Genomic DNA, 17,814 nt, shown 5'->3' with positions numbered 1-17,814 from the left:
ATGAATCACAGAACAGGTCACTACAACCACGTGAAAGGGAGTCAGACCATTTTCCAGAGGTAAATATATTCTTGTGTTTGGACGCGTTGCGGTTCTCTGTAAAAAATATATAGCACAAACAAAAGTCCCCGCAGGGATAAATATAGTTATATGCGCTTTTTCTGCTGGCTTTTACAATTGAAAGTGACAGGTAAACGAAATGTGTTACAGGTTTCTTTTGCTTTTCGTTGGGTTCTGTATATGCGAATTTACCCTGTGTGTTATTTTTGCAATGGACTCAGGCTGTATTCAATCAATTAAGGTTTACTTCTGGCATTAAGATGTATCCGTTGCCTGTTTTTTAAGGGCACGGTTTGTGCCGGGAAATGAAAATCACATCTTAAGTTCTTCACTCAAAGGATTTGTGATGTTTATCACGTATGGTCCGGGTAACGTGTTGAGGTCAATGTATTGCATCGTGATGGTGTCGTTACATCTTTTACTTTCCTCCTGATTTGCATATTCACTCCCGGCAACCTGGTTGTTTGTTTTTTCTTCTTCCGGATTTATAGTGTAGGCATGAGGTGGCGTTTCAGGGCGACAGACTGTGAGGATAATCACTAACATTCATGCGCGTTATGGGCGTGTCAGCAAACTGGATGCAACAGAGCCGAAACTGAAATTTGAACCCGGATTTCTGTATGCTGAAATACCTTATATTAGCGGCATCCAGAATCGAAAACTGAGCCGATATGTACACTTTTATCTTATGGATAAAGCTATCCTGCAGGCCAGGGATTTAAAGCCTTTAGCCCGGGCATTTTTACGCTGGATAAGGTGGCTGGAGGATAACGGACTTGACCCTTTCACCCCGGGAACGTTGAAATACCAAAGCCCTACATATGGCTTCAGGGAGTATCTTCTGGGGGCCGTAAGGCAGGGGCGCATCGCCTCATCCACCGCGGCGGTGTACATCAGCGTTATCCGACGGTTTTACGTATTTCTGGGCAAGTGTGGTGAGCTGGCTGCCAGCTCATTTTTTACGTTGGTCGAAAAAGTCGTTGACGGGCGACGCAAGGTGATAAGTTCGGATCTTGCCATCAGGATAACCAGCACAACAAAAAGGACAATCAACCCACTGAATGATGCAGAGGTTCATATCCTGGATGAGGCACTGAAATCTGAGTCCGGGTTGTTCAGTTTAATGATTGTGCTGATGAAAAATTGTGGGCTACGGCTGGATGAAATGCTGACCCTGCCGTCGTCACTCTTTACTGAAGAGTACCTTGCCAGTGTCCCTGTATCTGAGTTGACCATCAGGGGGCTTCATATTGGTCCGAGATGCGGAGTTCATACGAAGTTTGGGATGACGCGAGAACTCTTCATCACCAGACGATTGTACGAGCAGGTTCTGGATTATCTGGCGGATGAGGAGTATGAAAAGAAGATCCAAAAATGGCGTGCACGACAGGGTGGGGAAGGGCGGCACGAGCCTTTATTTTTAATGGCAAACGGGAAACGGATGTCTGAAAAAGCCTTTTACTCCCGCTGGTACAGTTTTCGCCATCGCCTGGCCCGGTCTGCTCCGGGAAATGTGTTCAGACATAAACCCCATGATTTGCGGGCAACGTTTGCGACCCATTTTTTACGCTCGGCACTGAGTTGCTATCCCGATCAGGCCGCAAATGCGCTGGGTACAGTAAAATACTGGATGGGCCATAAAAGCGAAAATACGACGATGAAATACATCGTCTTTCTTCAGCAAAACCAGATTTCTGATGCAGTCGCCGGGGTCATGGACGCATTGATTGACGGTGCTGCAGGTCGCGATGGAGCCATATATGAGCCGGAGTGAAACGCAGATAACGTGGATGGCCGAAAATGTGCTGTCATGGGAGACGGTCAGCGGACACATCACTCAGCGGGATCTGAACCGATATTATTTACTTGACGTTTATCTTCAGGCTCATTTTTCAGATTATGTGTTGCTCCCCGGATGGTTTAGTGAACATTCGCATCTTGCCCGCCCTGAAAAACGCGATTTTATTGCCTCTCTGAAACGATTTCTTCTGTCTTACCGTCCCGCCGGAAGGTTAACCATTTTCCGTTATCTCAATATGTTTTTTATATGGCAGTCAGTCAATCAGTATGACTATGGCACGGCTGAAGGCGTTGAAATGTATATTAAACATCTCATGAACGATATTCGTCGGCGAAAAATTTCAGTCAGGATGGCAAGACACTACTTGTCCGTGGTCAACCGGTTTTTGCTTACGGGCGGGCAGATTCAGAGGCGGTATGAATATGAATTCTTACCGAAAGGAACGTATCAGCAGCAGGGAAGGGATAGCTATACCAGGAATGAACTTTCCGAGATCCTGAGGCAGTTGTCATCCATGAATGAGTTCCTTGCGGGATGTATCCGGGAGCATATCGCTAAATCGGAAAAAGGGGTGCGGCATTTCTCACCGTCTTTGCTGGCACCTGTTTATGAAGCGTATTTCCGGTATCCGGGAGAGAACGGGGTCAGCAGGGCAGAGATCATCATCAGGGACGTTCTGGAAAATTACTTTCTTACTTCTTTTTTTCTGTTCTGTTACCACACATGGGGAAACACCTCTCAGGTTCTGGGTCTGACGCGGGATGATATACATCTGGATGAAAAGGGTATCAGCACTGATTATGTTTATAAGGGGAGAGCGAATAAGTATATACGTCTGACGATAGGTAAATCGGAGTATGTGACCAAACGTGCGGGCTATTACTGGTTTCTGTCTTTTATCAGGCTCAGGGACGACATCGTTAACTATCTGGTTTCCGCAGATAACTTCCCTCCGGTACAGGCGCTGTTTCTGAGTGAGCCGCAGGTGAAATTCCGTAAGCTTTATTCTCTTAATCCCAGTCATCTGACTAAATTTTCTAACTCTGAGGGGGCGTGGGCCACGATGCGGCAGCTTAATCCCTCGCTTCCATCAATTACCGTTTCTGGCTTGCGCAAAACGTCTGAGCAGTATACGGACAGAACATTAAAGAATGGTCTGATTACGGCGGAAAAAGCACAGCATAACTGGGGCACTTACAGGCGGAATTATGCTGCAGGTAACCCACAGGGGGCGAAGGAAAACTTCAGTGCTGCACTTGATACGCTTATGAATCAGGGGATTGCGACACGTGCGTTATCCGAGCGGGTAAAAGTTGCTGATGAGCTGGGGATCGATCTGCGTGGAAGCGATGAGGGTGTGGATCTTTTATTGAATGGCCTGGGATGTCGATCGCAGGAGCCGCCTACAGATATTGAATTGCGCTTTATAAAAAAGCAAAAACGATTTGGCCGGACACCAAAGGCTTGTGCGGATTTTTCTCATTGTGTCGAATGTTCAAAAAGTTGCGTTGTGGAAACGCTGGAGTCTGTATGGCTCCTGCTGTCATTCAGGCATGCTATCGAGTATGGAAAACCGTTGTACATCGGTTCGGTCAATGCTGTGGAGCGTTATGAAACGTTACTCCTGAAGATTGATTTACGGCTTGGGCTGGTAGATGAGGCGACCCTGAAAAAAGCGCGCGTTAAACTTCAGCGAGAAGGTGTGGCTCCGGTATGGCAGATTTGAAGAAAAAAGAGGTAAGCCGTAGTCGAATGGCGGAGTTTCCTGCCGGAACGCCGCTTCGTTCAGGGGATGAGTTTCCGACTGAGGATATCATCTGTGAGGCACTAGAAAACAAAAGCTTTGAACGTCTGAATAACTGCCTGGTTATCGCCAGCTCAGATGAACATGATATGCGTTTTATCAATGAGGAGACGCTGAATATTTATTTCAGGGATGATGTCTGGACCAATCGCTATGTCAGAACCCATATTGGTGAAACGTTAAGAACCGTTAATTTTTCAGGCATACGGGATCCTGAACTGCGTCTTGAAGCCAAAATCATCTCAGCCAGCCTGCTCTGGATTGTCGGCAGGACCGCGAAGACGCAGTCACTGATCCGGAAATGTGCAAACATTGTGGCGGGAGCCCGTATTATTGAGTCTATGGGGTATCGCAGTCTGTTTCAGCTTCGTTTTCCGCTTGTCCGGAATGCTTTCATTGTAAAGATGAAGGAGGAGGATGAGCACGGCAGGAAGCGTTCTGAAAGAACATTACGTAATTACTTTATGGACCTGGCGGATATCTCGCTGACAGGTCATACCCGTCTTCGAAAATACGGTTACTTTCCTGATATTAGCTTCGACAGTTACAACAGTGTGGATGATTCAAACCAGACATATTGTATGCCTTTCAGTCTTATGATGTCTGTCTGGGAAGGGCTGATTACTGAACTGGATGCTGAAATCAGTGATTTCGATTTTGACGGGTTTTCCCGGCTGTGCGCTATCATAAACGGTTTTTATGATTCGCCTTACTATACGTCGATGCTGGAAGCCCGTAAAAGAGGGACAGCAAAAAGCATACCGGATTACCGGGCCGCGTATTACTACAATATTGTTGCCGGGGAAATTCGGGCGCTTTTCGCGACACTTGGCCCCGGGATGCAGGGCTGGTTCTCGGTACATAAAAATAAGCGCTGGAGATCTGATTTTATTGGCGTTGATCACATAAAGCTGAACACCTGGCATTTTGAGCTGACGTTAAAAGTCATGAATGTGATACAGGCCATGTCGGGGATGAGACACAGCGAAGTGCTTGGCGTGATGCACGGTTCACTGATTTATGATGGTGATATCCTGGGACTTCGTTCGGTGTTGCATAAGTTCGCCCCGGAAGGTGGAAGTCACGAAGACTGGGTTGTTTGTCGCTATGTGGAAAAGCCTTTTCAGCATTTACGCAGAATTAATCAAATCATGACAGGCCTGGACGGGAAGACGCTGGACAATGTTCCATTGTCTTTAAATATCAGGTCGTGGTTCTCGGAGCAAAAACTCTCTTTTATGGGGACGCAGCGCCAGACTGAGTGGGCAAAGAAATTTGTGAAAAGACACCATCTGTTCATCCGACGTGACCATATTGATGAGTTCAGGCTTTTAAATCCAAACATACGTGATGATGAACGCGTTGCGATGGAGATTCGGGAGGGGGCTTTCTGGCCATTGCGAACCCATCAGTTTCGCCGTTCACTTGCTGTACACCTCAGGCGTCTTGATCTGATTTCTACTAATGATCTTATCCGGCAGTTTAAGCACTTAATCAGAGGCATGACGGAGTGGTATATGTCCGGTGCACTCAACGCTTCGCATTTTAGCCGGGCGATCCCTCAGGCATTCGCTGCCGAGATTGAAAGGGTTGATACCGAACTCTCAGCTTCCAGGGCTGTTTCTTATCAGCATGAAGGCCTGCTTTATGGCGAAGGCGGGAAGTTACTGATGTCCCAGAGAGGTGGGCACTTACATCAGATGACGTTTCCTACACTGAAAAAAGCGATGAGCATGGCTAAACGAGGCGGGCAAAAACTGGTATCTCTTGGAAACGGTTTTTATTGCATGAATGGCCATGACTGCGAGTTTAAGGCGGTTGTTCAGTCAGCGTCCTGCAATCCGGGATGTGAGAACATGCTGGCCGGAGCTGATTCTGTTCCCGTGTGGAAACGCAGGATGGCTCATTATGACAACCTTCTGGAGATTGCCGTGCGAAATAATGCTCCTCAGGCTGACAGGGATTTTCTGATGCTTGAGAGAGATTTTTATGCAGATGCTGTCCGCTTTTTTGAAAAGGATGAATAGAGCATGACGAACGAACAGTCGGGGGTTAAAAAAACACAGGCAAGAGCAGAGCAGGCCCTGAGGGAACTGATGTTATCAGGGGAGCGTATCAGCCAGTATGCTGTGGAAAAACGAGCGGGGCTGGCAAACGGCACCCTGAATTATAACTGTCCTGAGTACAGGCAGGTCAGGGAGGCTATCCGCAGTCTGAAAAAAACGTGCCAGGGCACCGCGCCGGTTGATGAGCAGGGCATTGAGCAGCAGATCAAGCTGAAAGAAAAGTATCGCCGTCAGAGAAATGAGCTGAGGGAAGAAATCAAAAAGATGATGGCTGAAAATGTAGAGCTGTTACATAACCTTATACTTTTACAGCAGTATGTCAGGGAGCTTGAACGCAACACCGGGAGGGAGAAAGGGGACGTCATTCCGTTCTCGGGTGGTGTCAGGGACTGAGGCTATACTGAACGGAAGGACGCGAGGTGAATCGCCACGGGTTTAACAGACACCTCAGAGTCATTTAAGATGGCTTAAAGAGAGGTGCCCATGAGCGGTAAGCGTTATCCCGAAGAGTTTAAAATTGAAGCAGTCAAACAGGTTGTTGATCGCGGTTATTCTGTTGCCAGCGTTGCAACGCGTCTCGATATCACCACCCACAGCCTTTACGCCTGGATAAAGAACTACGGTCCGGATTCTTCCACTAATAAAGAACAGTCAGATGCTCAGGCCGAGATCCGCCGTCTTCAGAAAGAGCTGAAGCGGGTTACCGACGAACGGGACATATTAAAAAAAGCCGCGGCGTACTTCGCAAAGCTGTCCGACTGAGGTACGCCTTTATTCGTGACAACACCTGTTGCTGGCCTGTTCGCCTGCTCTGTCGGGTGCTGGATGAACATCCCAGTGGTTTTTACGCCTGGCTTCAGCAGCCGCATTCACAACGCCATCAGGCAGACCTGAGACTGACAGGACAGATTAAACAGTTCTGGCTGGAATCGGGATGCGTCTATGGTTATCGCAAAATCCATCTGGATCTGCGGGACAGCGGGCAACAGTGCGGAGTGAACAGAGTCTGGCGACTGATGAAACGTGTCGGGATAAAGGCTCAGGTCGGATACCGGAGCCCGAGGGCATGTAAAGGCGAGGCCAGTATCGTGTCGCCCAACAAGCTCCAGCGACAGTTCAATCCGGATGCTCCGGATGAGCGTTGGGTAATCACAGCGTGGTTTCCTCAAACCCTCGCTGTGAATTAACTGAAATACTTCATTGAAGCTGTAACCAAACAGTTAACTGAAACAATGAGCCCGCAGAGCATTGCACAGCGATGACACCATTTGTTGAGCTTCACCGTTTTCGCATACAACCGTCCGGGATTTGGAAAAGCACTGTCTTTTTGTACTGACCGATCATGATTAAGTGACACCTCTTCGAAAAAGAGAGCGCGATGAGCGATTAATATATGGCTCGAAAGACAATTATGTTGGGCTTTTATGACCGCTGTCAGAGGTATTATCTTACCCGGACGGCAACAGGGTCGGAATGTCATCAGCGGCACTGTAACAAGCTATCCGCCATCTTAAATATCTGCAGGTCCTTTCACCGAGTATGCACACCAACCGACAGAGTGATTTGACCCAAACTGGTGGATATTTTGCAAAACTATTAGCCTCTTATGACCGGTCTGCAGCCTGATATTGAGGAATTAGTGCGCTTTCATGGAATGCCTGCCGGGATCGCAAGTACGAACCCCCGGTACTGTTACACTGAATGTGCTCAGTCCTGTATCAGATTGTATTTTTCAGCAACTCAAGAACAACCCTTATTTTATCATTGTCACGTTTGTAGTACGTCCAGGGACCGATGCGCTGAGAAGTAACAAGTTGTGCCCGTTGAAGAGCTGAGAGGTAAAGAGAAACGGTAGACTGTGAGAGCCCGACCTTTTCCTGAATGATACTGACACACACACCGAACTCGTCCGCATCAGCATAAGGCTGATGGAAGTGTATTTTCGGTTCCTTGAGCATATACAGAATTTTTCTTCTAACAGGGTTTCCCAGCGCCTTAATCACGTCATTCAAATCAATATCAGGCATAAACTCTGTCACTTGTCGCATTGAGGAATTGCAATGTTACGATACTTCTCTACGTTAAGCATCAGCTTTTGAAAAGCTGATGCTCATAAGAATGGTTAGCCAAAGGCGGGATAATCTGTGTAGCCTTTTGCCGTTCCACCATACATGGTTGTTGGATCGACCGGATTCAGTGGCCATTCATGATAAAGGCGCTGCGGTAAATCCGGATTAGCTATGAACGGGCGGCCAAATCCGATAATGTCTCCCCAGCCAGCACCGATAATCCGTTCGGCTTTTTCTTGCGTATATCGCCCGGCATACATAATTACACCGCTGAATAATTTACGGACTTCAGCTCTGAATGCTTCAGGCAATTCGGGAGCATCATCCCAGTCGGCTTCAGCAAGAGAAATATAGGCTATTCCGATTTCTTCAAGAATTTTAACGGCTTCGGTATAGGTTTCATGGGGATCATCTTCCACCAGGCCAAGATAGACCCTTACTTCATCCGTGGTCTGAAAGAGCGGAGCAAAACGGACTCCCACACGGTCTTTACCGACCACATCAGCGACAGCCTGCGTCACTTCGCGCAGAAACCGCAGCCGGTTATGTAATGAGCCACCATATTCATCCTCTCTTTTGTTGCTATGGGATGACATGAACTGGTTAACCAGGTATCCATTTGCACAGTGAATTTCCACACCGTCAAAACCGGCATCAAGGGCGTTCTGAGCTGCCCCGGCGTACATCCTGACAATCTCACTAATTTCCTCTTTTTCCAGTGCGCGGGGGCAGGAAGCGGTAGCCAGCGCCCCCTCTCCCGGCCCGGTTTCGATGAATACCTTAACGTTTTCCCCTGCCGGTATCGCCGACGGAGCGACAGGCGAGGCGTTACCTGGCTGCAGGGAGTTATGGGATACTCTTCCGACATGCCAGAGCTGGGCAAAAATGATGCCTTCTTTTTCATGCACTGCCCGCGTCACTTTCTTCCAGCCTTCCACTTGCCGTGAGCTGTAGATCCCCGGGGTCCACGCATAACCCTGCCCACGAGGTTCGATTTGTGTTCCTTCGGTCACCATAAACCCGGCACTGCTGCGCTGTGCGTAATATTCAGCCATCAGTTCGTTCGGAATATCACCCGGTTGTGAGCTCCGTGAGCGGGTTAAAGGCGGAAGTACAACACGATTCTTCAGGGTGTAGGGACCTAGTCTGGTGGGAGAGAACAGGTTTTTCGTCTTCATTACATATCCTGATATAGCGAATTTTCAATATCACTGAAACGCCATGTCTCAGCATTTACGACCTGGCATGTCGTCGTTCGGCCGATGTAGCCGCAGAACCACGACACTTTATTCCACATATTGAGATTTATCAATATCTAGATTTATAAAAATTATGATCGGATGAGCGGAACGGGGGGTTGCCTGATGGCTCACAGAATCGGCATCATGAACCTAAATGGTTCTGATAATGTTATCGGAGATCCTGAACGGGAACGGTATGCGTCACGATTTTAATGACTATGTTGCATTCATGGCAGTAGCACAGGAGTGCAGTTTTTCACGGGCTGCTGTCCGCCTCGGGATTTCGGCATCCACGCTTTCACACACGATACGTCGTCTCGAGGAGCGCGTTGGCATGCCGTTACTTATGCGTACAACCAGGCGGGTGGCTGTCACCGAAGCCGGTAAACAATTATTACTGACGCTTGAACCCGGTCTTGCGCGCATTGAAGCGGGCGTGACAGCTCTTCAGAGACTGCGCCATACACCGGCTGGGCTGGTCAGACTTACGGTATCAGATCACATGATTCATGAATGTCTCTGGCCACGATTGTCACCGTTACTAAAAAAAATATTCGGATATCAAGGTGGAAATGTCGCAGCAGAACGGTTTTGTCGACATTGTTGAGGGCAATTTTGATGCCGGAGTCCGAATTGGTGATGACATATTAAAGGATATGGTGGCCGTCCGAATCGCACCGGACATACGGTTTGTCGTCATTGGATCGTCCACCTATCTTGCAGAAAGAGGTCTGCCGCTACATCCCTCTCAGCTGGAAAAACATGACTGCATCAATATACGTCTGTCACCCACAGGCCCGCTGTATGGCTGGGAATTTGTCAGGCAGGGGGAGAATATTGTGAAAAAAGTGGACGGGCAGCTTACTTTTTCAAGCATTTATCCAATGCTTCATGCAGTAAAAGATGGCTACGGCCTGGCCTACCTGCCGGAGTCTTCTGCCCTGGCGGGGATTGAGGCGGGACACTATTGTCGGGTGCTTGAGGACTGGTCAGAGGCTTTTCCCGCCGACATGATAATTCCAATAATGTCCATTACAGGCTCCGGTAAAGATAATACCGACACCTTACATGAGAAAGGCAAAAGCAATATAACCTGCTGTGCTCCGGATTTTAAGAATGAGCGGTTTACGTAGCAGGATGAGCAGTTCGAACCAGAAATTTCGTTACTATTGCTAAAGTAAAACCTGATGACCTCTAATCGTAACGGAGACCAATATGACTTCACAACTGAACTGGCAGGCCCCGGCTATCAATCGCAAAAAAGTAGGTGACATGACTGTGACCATGCTGAGTGATGGCTATCTGGACGTATCTTTTGAGCTGCTGTCTGGTATTGACGGCTCACGTGCCGAGGATTTACTGCAGAAGCGCGGTGTGCCAGCAGTACCCCGTATTAATATCAACGTCTACGTTATCCAGACGCCTGAGCGAACCATCCTGATTGACAGTGGTGCCGGAGGTATTAATGGCTGGGGCGGTCGGCTTCAGGTAGCCCTGGCCGCGGCAGGCATTGACCCGCTTCAGATTGATACCCTTCTCCTGACTCACGCGCATCCTGACCATATCGGCGGGCTTGCAGGCCCCCTGCAGACTCCCGTTTTCCGCAATGTTCAGCAGTTGTTTGTGCATGAGAAAGAACTCGCTTTCTGGCGTGATGAAACCATTTCCGCTGGCGCGCCTGACGCATTCAAGCCGTTCTTTGAAGTAGCAAGGAACGCCTTCAGCGCTTATGACGACAAACTGGTGCCATTCCGCGAGGAAGCGATTTTACCAGGTATTCAGACTGTACCGCTGTTCGGCCATACGCCAGGACATACCGGTTATCTGCTGGGTGATGAAAAAGAGTCGCTGCTCATCTGGGGTGATATTGTTCACTTCCCACACATTCAGGTTGCTCAGCCTGACGTTACTATCGCGTTCGACAGCGATCCTGCGGCGGCGGCGGCCATCCGTAGCAAAGTGCTTGACCGCGCAGCGAGCGATAACCTGGCTGTCAGTGGTATGCACTTCAACCTGCCTACTACCGGTAAGGTTATCCGTGAAGGTAACAGCTTCGCACTGAATTACGACCTGTGGTCACCCGCAGTCTGATCACCTTCCTTCCCGGTGCACACAATAGTGACCGGGAAGAGATCCCCTTTCATATCGCCCGACAAGAACCCACCTGCAATACTATGAATATCACTGCCTCACAAAAAAAATGGCTCATTACTCTTGCGCCCTGGCTTTTTGTATTCCTCTGGAGTCAGGGTTTGTCGCAGCCAAATTTACCGTGCAGTACAGCGCGCCGTTTCATCTTTTATTCCTGCGTGGCGCATTTTCCTGTCTGGTCCTTCTGCTGCTTACACTGGGGTTCAGGGCCCGTTTTCCGTCCGGCAGAGGAATGGTTCGCAACCTGATTGTCGGACTTTTCCTGCAGAGCTTCTTTCTGGGCGGATGCTTTTATGCCATCCATCGTGGCATGCCGTCAGGCATTGCGGCGCTCATCACCGGCCTGCAGCCGGTACTGACTGCAATACTGGTTTCACTCATGCACCGTCAGTCCCTGCATCCCCGGAAATGGCTGGGTATTGCGATTGGCTTTGCGGGCGTTTTCTTGGTGCTATCGCCAGGGCAGCATAGTTTTGCACTGGATCCTGTGGCTTTTGGGTCGGTCATGCTGGGGTTATTTGGCGTAACGATCGGAGCGCTTTATCAGCGCCGTGCTCAGGGAGATGGACATATCTTTGCGAACACGTTTTTACAGTACGTCACTTTGACAATATCGATGGGTGCAATTAGCCTGATGTTCGAATCTGCTCCGACGCAGTGGAGCTTATCATTTGCGCTGGGTCTGGGCTGGCTGGTTATTGGCGTATCGGTTCTGGCGATTATGTTGCTGATTTTTATGATACGAAGCGGTGAAGCAACCAAAGTCGCTACTTACTTTTACCTGGTTCCCATTCTCACGGCAGCTGAAGCGTGGTTGCTGTTTGGAGAGGCCATTACATTGCCTATGCTTGTGGGTATGGCAGTAACTATAATCGGCCTGATTTTTGTCATCCGGGAATAGACAACCGCACGCGTCGCTGTATGCTTTTGTATATGGCGACGTATAATAGCGGTCAAAGTCAAATTCCGGATGAATATGCAAACAGTCAGCTTTTCCGATTCTCCCGTTGATGATCTCCTCGCTGAGCTTCTTACCCTGGCACGCTCCCGTTTTCCACTTCCCTGCGATTGCCTTCGCGCAGAACAGACGCATCAGGTAAAGAAGTTCGAGGTGGAAGGTGCGACCCTTTCCTTCCCGCTGGAAGGAGAATTCCGGTATCGTGAAAATGAGAAATGGCACCGGGTGATCCCGGGCGAGATTATGGTCGTCCCGAATGCCCGTAGCATCGATATAGAATATGCCCCTTCAGAACAAAGTGGTGAGTTTGTCGCCCTGAGCGTGGTGCTCGCGGAGGAACAGCTTGAAGCAGCCAGGCTGTTACTTGCCGCACCACCACCACAGGACACCGGCAGCATCGCAGCCATTTCCGTATCAGCTCTTCTTTCACCCCTTAACCGCTGGACAGCCGCAATGCGGGAAGGGAAGCGTCCGCTTTCCCTGCACGCCATGGTTGAAGTGGTGCTCTGGCTTTATGGCATGGGATACCATGCTTTGCTGCGAGCCCGGCAGCCAAGTCTGGCCATGAAAATCCGTCAGATGGTAGCGGACAAACCGGCTCATCCCTGGAGTGCTGCTGAAATTGAAGATCTGACGGGACTCAGTGGCCCCACGCTTCGGCGCCACCTGGCCAGTGAGTCAACCAGCTTACGCTCAGTTATCGCCGATGCACGTATCGCGGAGGCTCTCCGCCTGCTGATGACATCGACGCTGCCGGTAAAAACGGTCGCGGGGCGGGTGGGTTACAATTCAGTATCGAGCTTCAGCAGGCAGTTTTCTGAACGCTATGGAATCGAACCTTCAGGGTTCCGCTGACTTCAGTTCGTTCAAGGTACACATTGCGTCCCTCGCACTTCAGTAACTTGCGTGGATCTTTCGAATATAACGGAAGATATTGGCCGGCATTGCGTGTAACCGGTTCAGGAGTTCTCATCGTGACGGGAGAGCTAAATCGGTACGGCTGTTGTTCTCAGCTATAAGAACAACTGAGTATCTGACCAGCTGTCTGGTGCTGGCAGCAGCATGCAGTGCAATCGGTCAGGCTCAAAGGAACTGACCTGATGTCAGGTTATAATTTCGGACACATCATAACCCCAGAAGGAGACAACTGTGGTTCATGTTTTCATTATCGGTGGTGCAGGCAAAATCGGCCAGCGTCTGTGCAGGATCCTTTCAGGAAGGGGGCATGCTGTTCGTGCCCTCTACCGTAAGCCAGAGCAGCAGGCATTGCTAGGCGAGCTGGGTGCTGAGCCCGTCAGTGGGAGCCTGACAGAGCTGGATGCAGCTGCGCTGGCGATGCACTTTGCAGGTAGTGATACAGTGGTGTTTACTGCCGGTGCCGGCGGTAAGGGGGGGCAGGAGATGACCAATGCGGTCGACGGCGAAGGGCTGAAAAAGTCGGTAGCTGCCGCCCTCAGTGCCGGTGTGTCTCGCTTTCTGCTCGTTTCTGCATTCCCGGAGTCCGCACGGGGAGAAACCACTTCTGAATCATTCGAAAATTATATGCGTGTTAAAAAAATGGCCGATGTGGAACTAGCACAAAGCGAGCTTGACTGGGTGATCCTGCGCCCCGGCGCGCTGCAGGATAAGACTGGTACGGGTTATGTACGTGCCGGCCTGGCCATCCCGTATGGTAACGTGCCCCGTGATGACGTGGCGGCTACGCTGGCTGAACTCATTGAGCAACCTGCCGTCAGCCGCGTCATCATTGAGCTGACGTCTGGCGATGCTCCTGTCCGTGAAGCCATACAGAAGCTGGCGGGCCGATAAAAGGCAGCGCACGTACCAGCAGGCTGCAGGCCCCCAGGCGTTTACAATAAACTTTCCAGCCAGTCGGTAAACGCCCGTACTTTTCGGGAGAGATGGCGGTGCGGATACAGAAGTTACAGTTTGCGATTCGGGGACGGATTATCTGGCAGAACCTCTACCAACAGCCCGCGATCGAGATAAGGCTGCAAAAAAATATTCATGCCCTGTAGTATTCCCAGCCCCGCCAGGCCTGCTGCAATGTAGGCTTCTGAGTTATCCACGACAAGCCTGCCTGGAAGTTCAATTTCGGTGGAGCCCTCTGACGTCCCGAATGTCCAGGGCATAACTTGTCTGTTGCTGCTGTTAATCCAGTTGACGGCCTGATGCTGCTGCAACTCGTCCATTGTTTCCGGGGTGCCGTGTTGATCAAGATACGCAGGACTGGCGCAGGTCGTCATTTTAACGGTTCCCACCTTCTTTGCGATATAGTCGCCATCGTCCAGCTCCCCTACCCTCAGTATGCAGTCCAGGCCATCATGCAGCATATTCCGTCGGCGGTCTGAGCTGCTCAGGATAATTTCAATTCCGGGATGCTGGCGATAAAAATCAGGCAGGTTGGGTATAACAAGTAAAGCCGCAAACGCGACAGGCATATCTATGAGCGAATAGCGGACGTCAAAATGATAGCGACAGGAAAGTTCTGCCATATTAAACATAACAACCCTTGGGCGCGCCGCCGCAGGCGCCCTCAGCACGTTTCTGCGGCCTCCCGCCTGTTTCCGGCACCTTTCCTGCCCCAACCCCTGAAAAACGCCCCTGATGATTTCTGCGCGTCTGCATGGCTATGCAGTGAGATCTGCTCTCCACCGATTAGTGCATGCAGATTTTGGAAACGTCCAATTCTGGCACGAAGCGGTCACCCCGGCGGGGTGCAGTCCGCTGTCAGCGAAAACGGACATTGAGCCAATCAAATAATCTGTGCCAGAATTTGTCATTGAGGCTAGTACTTTCGAGTAGATCTATTTCCCGCCCGTACTCTTAAACTCATCTATCTCATCCTTCTACGACTTATTACCGGGAATATAAAACCCCGCCGAAGCGGGTTTGGTAATTTGAGTTTTTCTCAGGCGGCCATCTTTCTGCATTGTTCGGCGCAGTGATGACAAGCGCTTGAGCAATCCTGACAATGGTCATGTTCATGCTTTCCACACTCGTCACCGCACTTCTGACAAACATCAGCGCAAAGACGGCAAAGATCCTGGGCAGACCCGCTATTTAGTGTCATGAATTGAGCTGCAAGACGGCAGATATTTGCACACTGCATATCCAGTTTTATGCACTCGCGCATCATCTCCAGATTCTCTTCGTCGAGACACGAAGCCGCACAGTTATCACATGCCGTTGCACATAGATAACAGGCTTCGATGCATTTTTTGTATTCGTCTAACATAATTTCTCCTTAGCTAAGGTTACGTATTAAGCATGGAAGAGATAACTGATTATTCAAATTTTGAATTAGTTAATAACCTTTTCAGCATTTCATATCATTGATTCAAAGTGCATCTCTAGGGTTACCTAATTCACCTATGTCTACTTCTGGCACAATGCAGAAATGAGATAGATTTACTTTATCCGCTTCTCGCTCAAAGCTGTCCGTAATCCCCTGCCTGCTTAAAAAAACCGGATTAACGTGTGATGTTTTTACGTTTTCCAGGCAGCCTTCATCGGTAAGTACCTGTCTTACAGACTTCAATGCACTTAGTTAAGAAACATCCTAATCGTCCTTTCGCCGATCGCGAGATCTGTTATGGCAGCTAAACTCGATTGATACCCCAATCCGCCGGGCAGCATTTCCTTTCCGCACGCAAGAAGGAGAAGATCATGAAAGCAGTAATTTACAACGGTCCTTATGATGTAAAAGTAAAAGACGTACCGGATGCGAAAATTGTCCGCCCCACGGATGTACTCGTCCGCATCACCACCACCAACATTTGTGGGTCGGACTTGCACATGTATGAGGGCCGGACCAGCTTTGAACAGGGACGGATTCTGGGTCACGAAAACCTGGGTGAAGTGGTCGAAATTGGCTCAGGCGTTGAACGTATTAAGGTGGGCGACTATGTTTGTCTGCCGTTTAACGTGGGATGTGGTTTTTGCGAAAACTGTGAAAAAGGTCTGACCGGCTTTTGTCTCACTACCAATCCGGGTTCGGCAGGCGCAGCTTATGGTTTTGCTGAAATGGGTCCCTGGGAGGGGGGGCAGGCGGAACTGCTTCGGGTGCCATTTGCCGACTTTAACTGCCTTGTTCTTCCCCCTGATGCGGCAGAAAAAGAAGATGATTATGTGATGCTCTCTGACATTTTTCCTACCGGCTGGCATGCAACAGAACTTGCCGGATTGAAGCCTGGTGAAAGCGTGGCCATTTATGGCGCGGGGCCGGTCGGTTTGATGGCAGCTCATTCGGCGATCATTAAAGGTGCTTCACAGGTGTTTGTGGTTGATACGCACACAGACCGGTTGGCTCTGGCTGAAAAAATGGGGGCGACGGGCATCAATGCTACTGGCGATGAAGCTGTACAAAAAATTCTCGACCTGACGGATGGACGCGGTACGGATTGTGGCTGCGAATGTGTTGGCTATCAGTGCTGTAACAAACATGGCCATGAAGATAACTCTGTCACCATGAACAGTCTTGTTGCGTCGACGAAAGCAACCGGGGGAATTGGTGTGGTTGGCGTCTTTATTCCTCAGGATCCGGGGGCTGAATCGGAGCTTGCCAGAGAGGGTAAGATGCCATTTGATTTTGGGAGTTTCTGGTTTAAAGGACAGGCAATCCGTACCGGCCAGGCGAACGTTAAGGCCTATAACCGTCAGCTGTCTCGCCTCATCCATCACGATAAAGCCAGTCCGGGCAAAATAATTTCTCATCGTCTTTCGCTTGAAGAGGCTCCTGCCGGATATAAGCACTTCGATGAGCGGGATGAAGGATGGACGAAGGTTATCCTTAAGCCTTAAATAGAGTTATCCGGTATGAGAAAGCAAAAACCGGGAAAGAATGTATGACTTTTGACAGGGTGCAATAAAATATCCTGTCAGGGCGTTATTATTCATACTTTCAGCTGCCAGGTGATGCTGCCAACTTACTGATTTAGTGTATGATGGTGTTTTTGAGGTGCTCCAGTGGCTTCTGTTTCTATCAGCTGTCCCTCCTGTTCAGCTACTGACGGGGTGGTGCGTAACGGCAAAAGCACCGCCGGACATCAGCGCTATCTCTGCTCTCACTGCCGTAAAACATGGCAACTGCAGTTCACTTACACCGCTTCTCAACCCGGTACGCACCAGAAAATCATTGATATGGCCATGAATGGCGTTGGATGCCGGGCAACCGCCCGCATTATGGGCGTTGGCCTCAACACGATTTTCCGCCATTTAAAAAACTCAGGCCGCAGTCGGTAACCTCGCGCATACAGCCGGGCAGTGACGTCATCGTCTGCGCGGAAATGGACGAACAGTGGGGATACGTCGGGGCTAAATCGCGCCAGCGCTGGCTGTTTTACGCGTATGACAGGCTCCGGAAGACGGTTTGCGCACGTATTCGGTGAACGCACTATGGCGACGCTGGGGCGTCTTATGAGCCTGCTGTCACCCTTTGACGTGGTGATATGGATGACGGATGGCTGGCCGCTGTATGAATCCCGCCTGAAGGGAAAGCTGCACGTAATCAGCAAGCGATATACGCAGCGAATTGAGCGGCATAACCTGAATCTGAGGCAGCACCTGGCACGGCTGGGACGGAAGTCGCTGTCGCTCACAAAATCGGTGGAGCTGCATGACAAAGTCATCGGGCATTATCTGAACATAAAACACTATCAATAA

Annotated in this window: 14 protein-coding genes and 3 pseudogenes; 13 read left to right on the top strand and 4 right to left on the bottom strand. The window is 49.8% G+C overall.

Annotated features, from left to right (window positions below; all coding sequences use genetic code 11):
- The first annotated feature begins 586 nt into the window (after positions 1-586).
- The 5 genes and pseudogenes from L2Y28_RS18735 to L2Y28_RS18715 form a co-directional block, all read left to right on the top strand.
- Positions 587-1,834, top strand: coding sequence for a site-specific integrase (locus L2Y28_RS18735; protein ID WP_007897923.1), 1,248 nt, complete (start codon positions 587-589; stop codon positions 1,832-1,834).
- Positions 1,821-3,587, top strand: a complete 1,767-nt coding sequence (locus L2Y28_RS18730) for a hypothetical protein (RefSeq protein ID WP_007897920.1) — start codon at positions 1,821-1,823, stop codon at positions 3,585-3,587. Before L2Y28_RS18735 ends, L2Y28_RS18730 begins: the two co-directional genes overlap by 14 nt.
- Entirely contained in the window at positions 3,575-5,692 is a 2,118-nt protein-coding gene (locus L2Y28_RS18725) for a hypothetical protein (RefSeq protein WP_017384059.1), read from the top strand. Before L2Y28_RS18730 ends, L2Y28_RS18725 begins: the two co-directional genes overlap by 13 nt.
- Before the next feature lie 3 nt (positions 5,693-5,695).
- The gene (locus L2Y28_RS18720; protein WP_017384060.1) at positions 5,696-6,124 is read left to right on the top strand and encodes a hypothetical protein; all 429 of its coding nucleotides are present in this window, start codon (positions 5,696-5,698) and stop codon (positions 6,122-6,124) included.
- Positions 6,125-6,214: 90 nt separating this feature from the next.
- A pseudogene (locus L2Y28_RS18715) lies at positions 6,215-6,903 on the top strand (IS3 family transposase); the annotation flags it as partial.
- A gap of 546 nt (positions 6,904-7,449) precedes the next feature.
- Here the strand turns inward: L2Y28_RS18715 and L2Y28_RS18710 are convergent.
- Positions 7,450-7,758 (bottom strand): helix-turn-helix transcriptional regulator, encoded by a 309-nt coding sequence (locus L2Y28_RS18710; RefSeq protein WP_032622084.1) that lies wholly within the window; start codon positions 7,756-7,758, stop codon positions 7,450-7,452.
- Positions 7,759-7,853: 95 nt separating this feature from the next.
- A complete protein-coding gene (locus L2Y28_RS18705; RefSeq protein ID WP_017384063.1) occupies positions 7,854-8,978 on the bottom strand; it encodes an alkene reductase in 1,125 nt (374 codons plus the stop codon).
- A gap of 259 nt (positions 8,979-9,237) precedes the next feature.
- Here L2Y28_RS18705 and L2Y28_RS18700 point away from each other — a divergent pair, with 259 nt between their 5' ends.
- The 6 genes from L2Y28_RS18700 (at position 9,238) to L2Y28_RS18675 (ending at position 13,959) form a co-directional block, all read left to right on the top strand.
- The gene (locus L2Y28_RS18700) at positions 9,238-9,648 is read left to right on the top strand and encodes a LysR family transcriptional regulator (RefSeq protein WP_157698488.1); all 411 of its coding nucleotides are present in this window, start codon (positions 9,238-9,240) and stop codon (positions 9,646-9,648) included.
- Positions 9,614-10,174: a LysR substrate-binding domain-containing protein gene (locus tag L2Y28_RS18695; RefSeq protein WP_022649403.1), complete on the top strand. Its 561-nt coding sequence runs from the start codon at positions 9,614-9,616 to the stop codon at positions 10,172-10,174. Before L2Y28_RS18700 ends, L2Y28_RS18695 begins: the two co-directional genes overlap by 35 nt.
- A gap of 82 nt (positions 10,175-10,256) precedes the next feature.
- Positions 10,257-11,132 carry an MBL fold metallo-hydrolase gene (locus L2Y28_RS18690; RefSeq protein ID WP_017384065.1) on the top strand — a complete coding sequence of 292 codons (876 nt, stop codon included), beginning with the start codon at positions 10,257-10,259 and terminating at the stop codon, positions 11,130-11,132.
- 109 nt (positions 11,133-11,241) lie between these two features.
- Entirely contained in the window at positions 11,242-12,093 is an 852-nt protein-coding gene (locus tag L2Y28_RS18685) for a DMT family transporter (protein ID WP_007897905.1), read from the top strand.
- A 75-nt stretch (positions 12,094-12,168) separates the two neighbouring features.
- Positions 12,169-13,005: a helix-turn-helix transcriptional regulator gene (locus L2Y28_RS18680; protein ID WP_017384067.1), complete on the top strand. Its 837-nt coding sequence runs from the start codon at positions 12,169-12,171 to the stop codon at positions 13,003-13,005.
- 294 nt (positions 13,006-13,299) lie between these two features.
- Positions 13,300-13,959 carry an SDR family oxidoreductase gene (locus tag L2Y28_RS18675; RefSeq protein ID WP_007897903.1) on the top strand — a complete coding sequence of 220 codons (660 nt, stop codon included), beginning with the start codon at positions 13,300-13,302 and terminating at the stop codon, positions 13,957-13,959.
- A 41-nt stretch (positions 13,960-14,000) separates the two neighbouring features.
- On the opposite strand, the pseudogene L2Y28_RS18670 reads toward L2Y28_RS18675, so the two are convergent.
- Both L2Y28_RS18670 and L2Y28_RS18665 read right to left on the bottom strand, forming a co-directional pair.
- Positions 14,001-14,597, bottom strand: a pseudogene (locus L2Y28_RS18670) (LysR substrate-binding domain-containing protein); the annotation flags it as partial.
- A gap of 464 nt (positions 14,598-15,061) precedes the next feature.
- Positions 15,062-15,388, bottom strand: coding sequence for a four-helix bundle copper-binding protein (locus L2Y28_RS18665; protein WP_022649401.1), 327 nt, complete (start codon positions 15,386-15,388; stop codon positions 15,062-15,064).
- Positions 15,389-15,819: 431 nt separating this feature from the next.
- Between L2Y28_RS18665 and L2Y28_RS18660 the strand changes: the two genes are divergently transcribed.
- Positions 15,820-16,953 (top strand): glutathione-independent formaldehyde dehydrogenase, encoded by a 1,134-nt coding sequence (locus L2Y28_RS18660; RefSeq protein ID WP_017384068.1) that lies wholly within the window; start codon positions 15,820-15,822, stop codon positions 16,951-16,953.
- A 165-nt stretch (positions 16,954-17,118) separates the two neighbouring features.
- Positions 17,119-17,814: pseudogene (locus L2Y28_RS18655) on the top strand (IS1 family transposase).

This window comes from Enterobacter sp. JH25 (genome assembly GCF_021725435.1).
GTDB classification, from domain to species: domain Bacteria; phylum Pseudomonadota; class Gammaproteobacteria; order Enterobacterales; family Enterobacteriaceae; genus Enterobacter; species Enterobacter intestinihominis.
This window is presented reverse-complemented; position numbering and strand designations above follow the sequence as displayed.